The sequence below is a fragment of the Streptomyces sp. NPDC059201 genome (assembly GCF_042754585.1).
In the GTDB taxonomy this organism is placed as follows: Bacteria; Actinomycetota; Actinomycetes; order Streptomycetales; family Streptomycetaceae; genus Streptomyces.
On record NZ_JBHZBB010000010.1, the window covers coordinates 175,057 to 188,327 of the forward strand.

Consider the following 13,271-nt stretch of genomic DNA (forward strand, 5'->3'; position numbering starts at 1 on the left):
CTCGTGAGGGACGGTCCACCCCCCCTCCCCACCAGCACACCACGCGGGGACGGGGGCGGCACCTACAGCGCGAATCCCAGGAGGGCCACCTCCAGCGGGAGCGCGGGCCGCTCGGGCAGGGCGGGCGGCTCCTGGCCCCGGCCCTCGTGGGTCGGCCGCACCGGGCGCAGCGCGGCGAGGCCGTCGGCGGCCCAGCCGGCGTCGGTGGCGGGGAGGGAGAGCGTCATCCTCCGGCCGTCGGCCAGGGTGGTCTCCAGGGTGTTCGGGTCGTTCGTCCGCATGGCACCTCGCTCGGGTCGCACACGATGGATCAACGTTTCCTGGTAGGAGGACGGCCGGACGGGCCGGAAGGTTCCCGGCCGCGACCACCCCTCCCGGTCCCCGATCGCCGCTTCAGCCCTCGGTTCAGCCCTCGGCTGAGCCCTCGGTTCAGCCCTTCTCGGGAGCCGTCGTCGACGTGGCCGGTTCCGGTTCCGCCGTTTCCATGGTCTTGGCGCGGCGGGTGAGGCGGGTGCCGATGCCCAGCTGGGCTCCGGCGGCGATGACGGCGACGGCGAGGCAGCCGATCCAGAGCGGGGCGGCGCCCCAGGTGTGGATCACCCAGCCGCCGACCAGCGGTGCCACGACCGCGGAGCCGGTCCAGGACACCTGGTAGAGGCCCTGGTAGCGGCCGCGCAGGTGGTCCGGGGAGATGCGGGCCACGAGCGCGAAGCTGGTGGGGGTGTTGCCGATCTCGCCGAGGGTCCACACGATGATGGAGGCGCCGTAGATCCAGGCGGAGTGGCCGAAGAGGAGGACCGAGTAGCCGACGCCGATCAGCGCGGACGATCCGGCCAGCACCCAGGATTCGGGGAAGCGTTTGTAGAGCCGGGTGAGCGGCAGTTGGACGGCGACGATCACGATGCCGTTGAGCGCGGCGACCTGTCCGAAGGTGCTCGGTGAGAATCCGTCCTGGCCCATCGCGATGGGCAGTCCGCTCTCCGACTGGAGGAGGACCGTGAGGACGAGGAACTGGGCGGCGACGAAGGCCACGAAGCTCCGGTCGCGCAGGACGGCGCGGAAGCCCTCGCCCTCCTCGCCGTCGGGCGGCGCGGCGACCGGGGCGCGGCCCGGGACCCGGATCGCGATCATCACGGCGCCGATGAGGGTGGTGGCGCCGTTGAGCCAGAAGAGCGCGGTGTAGCCGGTGAGGGAGACGAGGCCGACGGAGAGCATCGCGATGGAGTAACCGACGTTGATGGCCCAGAAGTTGAGAGAGTAGGCGCGGACCTGGTCCTTGGCGGGGATGACGTCGGAGATGAGCGCGTTGTGGGCGGGCCGGGTCGCGTTGTTGACCACGCCGACGACGAACGCGCCGAGGAGGAGGGCCCACGGCGAGCGGGCGTAGGCGAGGCCGATCATGCTGACGGCGGTGGCGCCGAGCGCGCCGACGAGCGTGGGCTTGTGGCCGAAGCGGTCGCCGAGCGCGCCGCCGAACGGGCCCGCGAGGAGGGATCCGACGCCGATGCCGGCCACGACGGTGCCGGCGAAGGCGGCGCTGCGGTCGAGCTCCTCGGTGATGTAGAAGGCGAGCAGGGGCATCACGAAACCGCAGGCGCGGTTGATGAGTTGAGCGGTCCAGAGCCACCAGAAGCCGGACGGAAGCCCGCCGAAGGTCGTGACGAAGGAGGAGCGCGCCCTCGTCAGTGGCTGGAATCGCATGCGTTCCCCTTCGTCGTGCGGCCCGTGGGACGGGGTGGATGGTACGAGACCCGCGTTCCGCCGGTCCGAACACCGAATGAATACCGGCCGGAGCGGTTCCGCGAAAGGCGTGAACGCGCCACTCGGCTCTCGGACATCGGGGCGGAGGGGATGCGTGAACCGCCCATGTATGGGGTTCACCGACGGGATAGGGAAGCTTTCGGCGGAAGAGTGCCGGTGTTCCCCGCCGGGCGCTACGTTGGTCTGCGGCCACGGCGCGAAGTAAGCGGATTCTCTTCGGAAATGACGAGGTGTCATGCAAATGACGAGGTCAGCGGGGTCTTTCGCCGCGCCCTCGCAAACTCTATGATCTTATCGATCAACGGCCCCATGCACGGATGTACCGCCTTTTATGAGGATCCGTCAGAGCCTTCGTACCCTGACCAGGTACGGGTACGGCGCATGCGGATCGGCTGCGTTCCCAGGCTGTTCAAGCACCTTCCGTACGGACGATCCACGACAGTTCGGAGGCGAAGAGCACGTGTCGGACATGGAGCACGCCCCACGGGCGGGGGCCACCGCCGGATGAACCCCCTGACCTACTCCCCGCGCCTGGTGAAGGCGCTGCCCCCGGTGCACGTGAACGGGCGGGCCCTGAAGGCGTACGCGATGTTCGCGGACCCGGAGCGCGCCGGCGACCTGCCGAAGCCGGAGTGGCTGGAGCACCACGCGGCGACCGTGCTGAGCGAGCCCCCGCGCGGCGGCGACCACGAGGCCGGCTTCCTGATCCTGCACCACGGCGCGGAAGGAACGTATCTGCTGGTGAGCCAGTGGTACGACGCCGACATGCTCAAGCACTGGGTGCGCGGTGCGGTGACCGATGCGGAGGGGAACACGGCCTTCGCCCCGCTCCCCGAGCGGGACCTGATCGCCTGCGTCTGGGAGCTGGAGGTCGTGAAGTTCGAGCGCGACGCCTGGATCAGCACCGTGCTCGCGCGGGGCAGTACCGACCGGGAAGCGATCGACGCGTACCTGGACACGACCTTCTCGGGGTGGGTGTGAACCACGACATCGAGGTCCGGCCGATCGAGCCGGACCACCTGGACGCGCTGCTCGCGCTCTGCGTCGAGCACGCGGCGTACGAGAAGGCGGAGTTCACCGAGAACGGCCAGGTGGAGCGCTGGCGTGCGGCGTTCTTCGCGGAGCGCCCGGCGGTGCACGGCTGGGTCGCCCTGGACGACGGCAGGCCCTGCGGCTTCATGACCGTCACCACGGACTTCGCCACCTGGAGCGCGGAGCCGTTCGCGTACATGGACTGCCTGTATCTCCAGGAGCCCTATCGCGGTCTGGGGCTCGGCCGCGTCTTCCTGGAGCGGCTGCGGGAGTTCGCGGTCGCCGAGGGGTGCGGCTGGGCGGAGTGGCAGACACCGCCGGACAACGAGGCGGGCATCGGCTTCTACCGGCGCATGGGCGCCCGTACCAAGGACAAGGTCCGTTTCTCCTACGACGTCGGGGCGGGGGAAGTCTCGTGACGCGGGGTTCCGCACCGACGGACCGGCCGGCCGCGCTGCCGCCGTGGTCGATCGATCCGGCCGACCAGGACGGCCCCGCACCGGAGTTGGGTGACCTCGTCCGCGCGGCGGCGGCGAACTGGCCGGACCGCCCGGCGCTGCACGACGGACGTCTCGGGCTGACCTTCGCGGAGCTGGAGCGGCGGGCCACGACGCTCGCCGCCTGGCTGGCCGGGCAGGGCGTCGGCCCGGGCGACCGGGTGGCGATCCTGGCCGAGAAGAGCGCGCTGATGCCGGTCCTGGCCATCGCGGCCTGGAAGTGCGGCGCCGTCTACGTCCCCCTCGACGGTACGGCCCCGGTGCCGCGGCTGCGCGGGCTGCTGGACCGGCTCGGGCCGCGGGTGGTGCTCGCGCTCGACGACCGGGAGCCGGTCGCCCCGGGGCCGCGCTGGGCGGGCCGGACGGAGCTGGACGAGGTGCTGTCGGGGCCGGACCGGGAGTGGCCGACCGTGCCGCACCGCCCGGACTCGACGGCGTACATCATCTTCACCTCGGGCTCCACGGGTGAGCCGAAGGGCGTGGAGATCACCGTCGCGAACCTGGTCGCGTACTTCGGGAACCACAACGAGGTGCTGCGGTTCACGCCGGAGTCGCGGGTGTTCAGCCTGTCGCCGTTCCACTTCGACGTGTCGATCGAGGACACGCTGCTGCCGCTGTCCCTGGGCGCGTACGTCCACCAGTTCCGCGGGATGCACGCCGGGGCCGTGATGCGGGCGATCATCATGCGCGAGCGGATCACCCATCTGATCGCGGTCTCCACGCTGTTGACGATGATCACCGAGGGCGGGCGGCACGTCACCCGGGAGAACTTCCCGGCCCTGGAGATGGTGATGACGGGCGCGGAGGTCTGCGACCCGGGTGTCATCAACGTCTGGAAGGACGGCCTGCCCGAGGTCCGGGTGATCAACGTGTACGGGCCGACCGAGGCGACGATCGTCTGCGTCGCCCACGAGATCGAGCGGGTCGACCCGGACCGCGTCAGCGCGTACCCGATCGGCCGCCCGCTGCGCGGGGTGACGGCCCGGATCATGGACGACGGGACGGAGGTCCACGAGCCCGACCGGGTCGGCGAGTTGTGGATCGGCGGCGAGCAGGTGATGCGCGGCTACTACGGGCAGCCGGAGGAGACCGCGCGTCGCGTGGTCGAGGTCGACGGCGTCCGCCACTACCGCACCGGCGACCTGTGCAGCTACGACGCGAACGGCGACATCGTCTTCCGCGGCCGGAACGACGACGAGGTGAAGCTGGCGGGCCGGCGGATCCATCTGGGCGAGATCCGGCAGACGGTGCTGAGCGCCCCCGGTGTCGAGCGGGCCGCCGTCGCCCTGGTCGAGCGCCTCGGCCACGACGTGATCGCCCTCGTGGTGATGGCGCCGGACCGGGCGGTGGTGGCGGACGTGGAGAAGCGGCTGGCCGAGCTGCTGCCCGCGTACATGCTGCCGACCGTCGTCGCCTGGTCGCCCGAGCTCACCGTCTCCTCCACGGGCAAGACGGACGAGAAGCTGCTGATGCGGCTCCTCGCCGACGCCGCCCGCGAGGAGAGCGCGACCCACTTCGTGTTCACCCCGGACGGGGACGTCGCGCCCGTCGGCGGGGACGGCCATGCCTGACACGGGAACGGCCACCCTCCACCCCGAGTTCGGGCGGCTCGCCGCCGCCCGCAGGATCATGGCGGTACGGGGACCCACCGGATCGCCCGCCGAGGACCGGGCCAACGCCGAGCGCTGGATCGCCCGCTTCGGAGGCGCGGCCGATCCTGACGACGGCGCCACGGTCGCGGCGGGACCGCACTCGGTCACCGTCCGGCCGGCCCGGGAGGCGGCGGACAGCCCGTGGGTCGTCTACGTCCACGGGGGCGGGATGGTCTACTACTCGACCGCCGTCTTCCAGCCCTTCTTACGCAGGCTGGCGACCGAACTCCGGTCGCCCGTCGAGGCGTTCGACTACCTGAAGGCGCCGGAGCACACCGTCGAGGAGTCGGTGGAGCGGCTGGCGGAGCGGATCGCCTCCCGCTGCCGGGAGTTGACGGACCGTCCGATCGTGCTGGCGGGCGACAGCGTCGGCGGACTCCTCTCGCTCTACCTCGCCCTGCGGGTGCTGCCCGGGGTGTTCTCCCGGGTCGTGCTCCTCTACCCGGTCCTCGATCTGCGGACCGAGCGCCCGTCCTACCGGGACTTCGGCGAGGGCCACTTCCTCGACCGCGACGTCATGCGGCTCTTCACCTCCTTCCTCGCCCCCTTCTTCGCCGCCCGCGACTTCGATCCGATGGACCTGGCGGAGGACGACCTGGCCCGGCTGCCGGACTGCTCGATCGCGACCGCCGGCTGCGACGTACTCCGCGACGAGGGCCTGGCCTGGGCCGAGTTCATGGCCGCCCGCTCGCCGGGCCTGCGCCACCGGCACTTCCCCGACCTCCCGCACGACTTCTGCCTGTACGCAGGACGGCTGGCCTCCGCCGGGAGCGCCGTCACCGAGATCGCCAGGACCGCCTTCCCTCTCGAAGAACGGGGCCGACCGTGGTAGCCCGAGCCCATCCGCCGACCCTGCCGCCCTGGTCGGCCGACCCGTCCGGCGCGGCCGGTCCGCCGCCCGCCCCGGGCGATCTGCTGGTGGCCCCGGCCCTCAAGTGGCCGGACCGCACCGCGATCGACGACGGGACGGCGAGCCACACCTTCGCCGAGCTGGAGGAGGGCGCCCTGGCGGTGGCGGGGTGGCTCGCGGGCCAGGGGGTCGGCCCGGGCGACCGGGTGGCGGTCCTCGCCGAGAAAAGATCTGTCATGCCCATGATCATCCTGGGCATCTGGAAGCGCGGCGCCGTCCACATCGCGCTCGACGCCACGGAGCCCGAGCCCCGGCTGCGGAGCCTGCTCGACCGGCTGCGGCCCGCCGCCGTCCTCACCCTCGGCGACCGGGAGCCGCCCGCCCCCGGCGCCCGTCTGCTCGGCGGGGAGCGGCTCGCGGAGGTCCTCGCCGGGCCCGCCGCCCCGCACACCACCGTGGCGCACGGGCCGGAGGACGCGGCGTACATCGTCTTCGCCTCCGGGGCGACGGGCGAGCCGCAGGGCGCCGAGATCACCGTCGACGGCCTGTACGCGCACTTCACCGGCCACAACGAGGTGCTGCGCTGCACCCCCGACTCCCGGGTGCTGAGCCTCTCCCCCTTCCACTTCGACGTGTCGCTCCTCGACACCCTGCTCCCCCTGTCCGTGGGCGCCTTCGTCCACCAGTTCCGCAGCCTCCCGGCGGGCGCCGTCATGCGGTCCGTGATCGCCCGGCAGCGCGTCACCCACCTGATCGCGGTCACCGTGCTCCTCGGCCTGATCACCGGCGACGGACGGCAGATCACCCGGGCCAAGCTGCCTGACCTCCAGCTGGTCATGACCGGCGCCCAGGTCTGCCACCCCGACGTCCTGCTCCCCTGGACCCGCGAGCTGCCGGAGACCCGGATCGTCCAGGCGTTCGGCCCGCCCGAGGCCACGATCTTCGGCTTCATCCACACGGTCACCCCCGAGGACACCGCCCGCACGGCCCCCTGCCCGGTCGGCAGGCCGCTGCGGGGCGTCCGGGCGCGGCTCGTCCAGGACGGCGCCGAGGTCCACGGGCCCGGCGCCGAGGGCGAGCTCTGGGTCGGCGGGCCGCAGGTCATGCGCGGCTACTTCGACCAGCCCGAGGAGACCGCCCGGCTCGTCGTCGAGGCCGACGGGACCCGCTGGTTCAGGACCGGGGACGTCTGCGTCCGCGACGAGGGCGGCGCCCTCGTGCTGCGCCGGCACGCCGACGAGCGGATCACCTGGCTGGCGGGACGCCGTACCCACCTCGACGAGATCACCCGGGCCGCCCTCGGCTGTCCCGGGGTCGACCGGGCGGTCGCCGCCTCGGTCCGGCGCGACGGGCGCGACACGGTCGCCCTCGCCGTCGCCGCGAAGGACCGCCGGACGCTCGCCGAGGTCACGGAGCACCTGCGCGGCCTCCTGCCCGAACCCCTGCGCCCGGCCCTGCTGGCCTGGACGCCCGCCGCACCGGCCCCGCAGCCCGAGGAGCGGGAGCTGGTCCGGCGGCTCACGGAAGCAGCTCAGCAGTCGCACGCCCCGTACGTCGCGCTGTCGGCCGACGGCGCCGTCGAGCCCATGGATGAGGTGGAGACATGCCCGTAACGGTGAACGACACGGTCAAGGAGAAGGTCGCCGAGTACCTGGAGGCGGCGCTGGGCAAGCCGGTGGACCTCGCCCCGCTGCCCGACAGCACCCCGCTCAACACCCTCGGCCTGGACTCGCTGCTGACGATCAGCGTCCTGGTCACCCTCCTGGAGGACTGCGGCGTCGACCTCGGCGAGCACGCGGACTCGCTGGTCACGCCGAGCACCCTCGGCGACCTGTACGCCATCGCCGACCGGTTCCTGGGCGAGCCGGAGGCGGCCCCCCAGGCCGCGGCCGCCGAGACCGCCGCCGAGACGCGCGAGCACAGCGCCCAACTCGCCTACTACCAGGCCAAGCTCGCGTACGAGATCGACTCGGCCGACCTCCGGGACGCGCTCGCCGCCGGGCAGGACCTCGTGGTCGTCGACGGGCGCGGCAGCGAGTCGTACGCGGCGGAGCACATCCCCGGCGCGGTCAGCATCCCGCACCGCTCGATCTCCCAGGACTCCCTGGCCGGCCTCTCCAAGGCGCCGCTGTACGTGACGTATTGCGACGGCATCGGCTGCAACGCCTCCACCAAGACGGCGATCAAGCTGGCGACGGCGGGCTTCCGGGTCAAGGAGCTGATCGGCGGCCTCGACTGGTGGAAGCGGGACGGCCACCCGACGGAGGGCCACGCCGCCCCCGAGCACACGCACCACGCCGCCTGCGGGTGCTGACCCGGGCGACGCGTCAGGCAGGTCAGGTCACGACAGGTCGGGCCGGTCAGGTCACGGCAGGAGTCCGTCCGAACAGAGAGTGGGAGCCGAACCATGAGCACCGAGGAGTACGACGACGCGCCGCTGGACGTGGCGGTGGTGGGCGGCAGCCTCGCCGGCTGCGCCACCGCCATCCACTTCGGCACGATGGGGTACCGGGTGGCGGTCTTCGAGAAGAAGGCGACGCCCGATCCGTACTACAAACAGCTCTGCACCCACTTCGTGCAGCCGCACACCGTGTCCCTCCTGCCCGCCCTGGGGCTGGCCCATCTCCGCGAGCCGTCCTGGTCGGTGCCGACCAAGGCCGTCTTCGTCACGCCGGGCGGCGTGGTCGAGACGCCCGGCACCGGCTACGACCCCGAGCGGCCGGACTCGTACGCGCTCAACCTGGAGCGGCGGGTGCTCGACCCGGCGATCCGGGAGTCCGCGCGGCGGCACGGCGTCCGCTTCGTGGAGTCCACCTCCGTGGAGAGCCTGGAGCGGGACGCGTCCGGCTGGACCCTCGACACCCGGAGCGAGGCCGGACCCCGGCGGTACCGGGCCCGGCTGGTGGTCGCGGCGGACGGGCGGCGCTCGCGGCTCGCGGGGCTGCTCGGCAACGAGACCGAGAGCCGTCCCAACGAACGCGCCGCGCTCTTCGGCTACTTCAAGGGGATCCCGGCCCCCGAGGACAACCGCTCCGTCTTCGTCATGAACGACCGTGACCTGGCCTGCACCTACCCGCTCGTCGACGGCAGGACCGAGCTCGTCCTCTTCGCGGACAAGGCACGCGTGGAGGGGTGGCGGGGCGCCGACGGGCGGATGCAGGAGTTCCTGAAGTACTTCGACGGGCTGGCGCAGGGGCCCGCGGTCGCCGACGCGGTCCCCGAGGGGCCCCTCCTCGGCTACGGCGACTACCCGAGCCTGATCCGCCGGCCGGTCGCCGGCTCCGTGCCGTTCGTCGGCGACGCGGCGCTGTCGCTCGACGCCATGAGCGGCGTCGGCTGCGGCTTCGCGCTGCTCTCGGCGCAGCTCCTCGCCCACGCCTTCGCCGGCCGCGCCCTGGACGCCGAGGGCGTCAGGGACGGACTCGACGACTACCGGCAGCGGTTCGAGAAGACCGTCCTGCCGCACGCCGAGGGAATCTGCGGGGACTCCCTCGTCGAGAAGGACGAGGCGACCCGCCAGAGGATGTTCGAGACCATCTGCGGCAATCAGGAACTCAGCCAGAAATACCTGGCGTTGACCGGCCGCATGATCCTGCCCGCCGAATTCCAGCGCGCTTTCATGCGGGGCCTCATGGCCCGTGGTTCCGGCGCCGCGCGGAAATAGCCTCCAGATTCCTCCTGACGAAATCGCCGGTTCCCACCGGGAATTCACCACGAAAGGACACAGGCCCATGTCGCGTGTCGCGTTCACGACGTTCGCGATCCTGAAGAAGCCGTACGGGAATCCCGAGGTCCAGGAGTTCGACGACCTGACGCCGCCGACCTTCGAGGAGGCGGAGCGCAGCCCGGGATTCGTCGCCCGGGCGAAGGAGGACCCCGGCCAGAGCCATCTCACCAACTTCCAGCGCGACTGGGGCGACTGGGGCAAGTTCGAGGTGCCGCGCTTCTACACCGGGGGCCGCACCGACGAGACCGACAGCCGGGCCTCCACGCTCTCCCTCTGGGCGGACCTGGACTCCGTCTTCGCGTTCGTCTACGCCGGGCTGCACCGCTCGACCCTGAGCCGCCGCCACGAGTGGTTCCTCAAGCCCGAGTGGCCCTCGTACGCGGCCTGGTGGGTCGCCGACGACGCCACCCCCACCTGGGCGGACGCCTGCGCCCGGCTGGAGCACCTGCACGACCACGGGCCCTCGCCGTTCGCGTTCTCGTTCCGCCGGCCCTTCGACGCCGACGGCGCCCCGACGAAGCTGCACGGTCCGGCCGAGCGGGGCGGCTCCGGCGCCTGACGCCGTACCGCCCGTCCCTTCCACTCCACCAGGGGGTCCCCTTGATCACGCGTGCCTTCGACCGGTCGGCGATGAGCTGGTCCTACGAGATGCACCTGCAACCCATGCTGTCCGCCACCGACATCGAGGGGCTGCCGTTCGGCTCCGTCTTCGGCAGCGTCCCCGGGCACACCGTCTCGAAGCGCCACGCCCACCAGGACGGCGAGATGTTCATCGTCCTGGCGGGCAGGGCGGTCGTCGTGCTCGGGGACGAGGAGCGCGAGCTGGGGCCGGGGCAGGTCGTGCACCTGACGCCCTTCGGCTTCCACGAGATACGCAACGACCACGACGAGCCCTTCGACATCGTGTCGATCTACTGGGAGCACATCCCGAGCGCCGTCGCCGTCCTGGACAAGGCTCCGCCGCGCGATCAACTCGCGGACCGGACCCTGGTGTTCTGCCCGCCGCCGACTCCCAATGGCGGCCTCCACCTCGGTCACCTCGCCGGCCCGTACGTCCGCGCCGACATGCTGGTACGCGCGCTGCGGAGCATGGGCCGCGACGCCCGGTACGTCACCGGCACCGACGACCACCAGTCGTACGTGGCCGCCGCCGCCCGGCTGCGCGGTGCGGCCCCGGCGGAGGTGGCCGCGGCCGAGGGCGACGCCATCGTGGCGACCCTGCGGGCGGCCGGGGTCGGCGTCGACCGGCTCACCCGCCCGGGCGGGGACCCGGAGCACGCGGGCCGGATCCGGGAGCTGCTGGCCCGGGTGGCGGCGTCGCCCGCGGTGCGGGAGGAGGAGCGGGAGACGGCGTACTGCGCGGACTGCGACCTGTCGCTGCACCAGGCGTTCGCCCGCGGGGCCTGCGCGCACTGCGAGGCGTCCAGCGACGGCGAGATCTGCGAGGCGTGCGGCCGGCCGAACGAGGCCCGGGAGCTCACCGGCGTCCAGTGCCGGATCTGCGGCGCCGCGGCCGCCACCCGCCCGGAGCGGGCCCTCTGGCTCGACCTGAACGCGTACGCGGACGAGCTGCGGGAGTACCTGCGGGTCTCCGCCACCTCGCCGGACCTCCAGATCCTGGTCGAGCGGCTCCTCGACGAGGGGCTGCCGCCGTACCGGCTGGCGCGGACCTCCGAGTGGGGCGTCGACCTGGGCGAGGGCCGCTCGCTCGACGCGTGGGCGGACCTCGCCCTCACCTTCCTGGACGCCGCCCGGAGCGAGGCGGAGGAGGGCGGGCCCGCGCGGATCGCGCTCTTCCTCGGCTACGACAACAGCTTCTACTACGCGGTGCTGCTGCCGGTGCTCGCCTTCGCGGCCGGTCTCGGCGAGCACCTGCCCGCCGCGTTCGTCACCAACCAGTTCCTGCACCTGGGCGACGAGAAGTTCTCCACCAGCCGGGGCCACGCCGTCTGGGCCGACGACGCGCTCGCCGCGGCCGGACCGGACGCCGTCCGCCTGGCGCTGCTGCGCGACGCCCCGGAGGGCCGCGTCACCCGGATCAGCGAGGAGCGCGCCGGGCGGCTGACCGAGGACCCGCTGTACGTCGCCGCGCACGCGTGGCTCGACGGCTTCGCGGCGCTGGACGAGAAGGGCGACGGCGCGGTGCCGGGCACCGGCGCGTGGACGGACGCGCACCGCGAGTTCTACCGCCACCTCAACCTGATCACCCGTCAACTCGACGGCCTGGTCCTGCCGGAGGCGTTCAGCGCGCGCGGCTACGTCGACCTCCTGGACTCCTTCGTGAAGCGCTGCGCCGAGTTCCGGGCGACGGAGCAGGTGGCCCGCCAGGTCCCGTCGCTGGCGGAGGAGGCCCGCACGAGCCTGGCCCTGGAGTACCTGGCGGCCAAGGTGTTCGCGGCGCTGGCCTGGCCGGTGACGCCCGGTCTCGCCGAGCGGGTCTGGGCGTGGCTGGGGCTGCCGGGCGAGCCGGTGCGCGAGGCCGACTGGTCCTTCCTGCCCTCCGGCACCCGGTGCGCGGCGCCCGCGCCCGGCCGCGCGGCGGAGCACGTACCCGCCGCGAGCGTACGGTCGTGAACGACCCCGGCGGGACCGGCCCGGCCGGCTCCCCCCACGGCGGGGAACTCCCCGCGGCGGCGGACGTCGTGGTGGTGGGCGCCGGGATCACCGGCGCCGCCGTCGCGCACCACCTGGCGCGCCGGGGCGCGTCCGTCGTCGTCCTGGAGCAGGCGCCCCGCCCCGGCGCCGGGGCGACCGGGGCCTCCGGCGGCATGGTGCGCGCCTACGACCCCGATCCGGAGACCGCCGCGCTGGCCCTGGCCGGGCTTGCGGTCTACCGGGACGCCTCGCGCTGGGCGTCGGGCCGGGCCCCGCTCCGCGCGGTCGGCGCGGTGACCGTCGCGGACCCCGCGGAGGAGGCGGCCTTACGGGCGGCCGCCACGCGGATCGGGGCGGCCCTCGGCACCCCGGCGCACGTGGTCGCGGGGCCCGCCGAGGCGGCGGGCGTCGGGCTGGCCGGCGGGATCGCCCTGGTCGAGCCGGAGGCGGGCTGGGTGGCCCCGGCGGAGGTCACGGCGGACTGGCTGGAGCAGGCGCGCGCCGACGGCGCCGTCGTCCGCTGCGGGGTGCGCGTCCGGGCGGTGGAGGCGCGCGGCGGGCACCCGGTGGTGGCCACGGACGCGGGCGAGGTCCGGGCCGGGGCGGTGGTGTCGGCGGTCGGGCCCTGGGCGGCCGACCCGGTGCCCGGGCTGCGGCCCGCCGCGCCGGTCCGCTCGCGGTCGATCCAGGTGAGCGTCGTCGGGCGCCACCCCGGCGTCCCGGCCCACGCGACCTTCGTCGACCTGCGGACCGGGCTGTACGCCAAGCCGGTCGGCGCGGACCGGACGCTGATCGGCATGCCGCACCTGGTCTGGGACGCGCCGGTCGACGCCCGGCCGGACCCGGCCCACGCGCGGGCGACCGCCGCCGCGCTCGCCGCCCACTTCCCGTGGCTGGCGACCGCGCCGCACCTCGCCACCGTCCGCGCCGCGGACGCGTACGGCCCGCCCGGCGACGGCGGTCCGGCGTCCGGGCTGCTTACGGGCACCGGCGTGCCGCACGTGTGGGCGGTGCGCGGCTGGAACGGCGGCGGCGTCAAGACGGCCCCGGAGGCCGGCCGCCGCATCGCCGCATCCCTCCTGGACGCACCGGAAACCAGCTCGGGAAGCGCCACCGGAAGCGCCACCGGCTCCGGCTCCTGTCCCGGCTGACGCTCC

The 13,271-nt window shown here is 73.5% G+C and carries 12 protein-coding genes; 10 read left to right on the top strand and 2 right to left on the bottom strand.

The window, feature by feature from the left end:
- Positions 1–62: 62 nt before the first annotated feature.
- Positions 63–281 carry a hypothetical protein gene (locus ACFXMG_RS28865; protein ID WP_383824885.1) on the bottom strand — a complete coding sequence of 73 codons (219 nt, stop codon included), beginning with the start codon at positions 279–281 and terminating at the stop codon, positions 63–65.
- Positions 282–429: 148 nt separating this feature from the next.
- The gene (locus ACFXMG_RS28870) at positions 430–1,701 is read right to left on the bottom strand and encodes an MDR family MFS transporter (protein WP_383824888.1); all 1,272 of its coding nucleotides are present in this window, start codon (positions 1,699–1,701) and stop codon (positions 430–432) included.
- A 564-nt stretch (positions 1,702–2,265) separates the two neighbouring features.
- On the opposite strand from ACFXMG_RS28870, the gene ACFXMG_RS28875 reads away from it, so the two are divergent.
- From ACFXMG_RS28875 to ACFXMG_RS28920, 10 genes are all read left to right on the top strand, one after another.
- The gene (locus ACFXMG_RS28875) at positions 2,266–2,742 is read left to right on the top strand and encodes a hypothetical protein (protein ID WP_383824891.1); all 477 of its coding nucleotides are present in this window, start codon (positions 2,266–2,268) and stop codon (positions 2,740–2,742) included.
- The gene (locus ACFXMG_RS28880) at positions 2,733–3,212 is read left to right on the top strand and encodes a GNAT family N-acetyltransferase (RefSeq protein WP_383824893.1); all 480 of its coding nucleotides are present in this window, start codon (positions 2,733–2,735) and stop codon (positions 3,210–3,212) included. Before ACFXMG_RS28875 ends, ACFXMG_RS28880 begins: the two co-directional genes overlap by 10 nt.
- On the top strand, positions 3,209–4,861 hold the full coding sequence (locus ACFXMG_RS28885; RefSeq protein ID WP_383824896.1) for an amino acid adenylation domain-containing protein: 1,653 nt from the start codon (positions 3,209–3,211) through the stop codon (positions 4,859–4,861). Before ACFXMG_RS28880 ends, ACFXMG_RS28885 begins: the two co-directional genes overlap by 4 nt.
- Entirely contained in the window at positions 4,854–5,774 is a 921-nt protein-coding gene (locus ACFXMG_RS28890; protein ID WP_383824898.1) for an alpha/beta hydrolase fold domain-containing protein, read from the top strand. Before ACFXMG_RS28885 ends, ACFXMG_RS28890 begins: the two co-directional genes overlap by 8 nt.
- Positions 5,768–7,405 (top strand): AMP-binding protein, encoded by a 1,638-nt coding sequence (locus ACFXMG_RS28895; protein WP_383824899.1) that lies wholly within the window; start codon positions 5,768–5,770, stop codon positions 7,403–7,405. Before ACFXMG_RS28890 ends, ACFXMG_RS28895 begins: the two co-directional genes overlap by 7 nt.
- Entirely contained in the window at positions 7,396–8,106 is a 711-nt protein-coding gene (locus ACFXMG_RS28900; protein ID WP_383824901.1) for a rhodanese-like domain-containing protein, read from the top strand. The genes ACFXMG_RS28895 and ACFXMG_RS28900 overlap by 10 nt, the downstream gene beginning before the upstream one ends.
- A 93-nt stretch (positions 8,107–8,199) precedes the next feature.
- Positions 8,200–9,456, top strand: a complete 1,257-nt coding sequence (locus ACFXMG_RS28905; RefSeq protein ID WP_383824904.1) for an NAD(P)/FAD-dependent oxidoreductase — start codon at positions 8,200–8,202, stop codon at positions 9,454–9,456.
- A 67-nt stretch (positions 9,457–9,523) separates the two neighbouring features.
- On the top strand, positions 9,524–10,078 hold the full coding sequence (locus ACFXMG_RS28910; RefSeq protein ID WP_383824907.1) for a DUF3291 domain-containing protein: 555 nt from the start codon (positions 9,524–9,526) through the stop codon (positions 10,076–10,078).
- A 41-nt stretch (positions 10,079–10,119) separates the two neighbouring features.
- On the top strand, positions 10,120–12,093 hold the full coding sequence (locus tag ACFXMG_RS28915) for a class I tRNA ligase family protein (RefSeq protein ID WP_383824909.1): 1,974 nt from the start codon (positions 10,120–10,122) through the stop codon (positions 12,091–12,093).
- Entirely contained in the window at positions 12,090–13,265 is a 1,176-nt protein-coding gene (locus ACFXMG_RS28920) for an NAD(P)/FAD-dependent oxidoreductase (RefSeq protein WP_383824911.1), read from the top strand. Before ACFXMG_RS28915 ends, ACFXMG_RS28920 begins: the two co-directional genes overlap by 4 nt.
- The last annotated feature ends 6 nt before the right edge of the window (positions 13,266–13,271 follow it).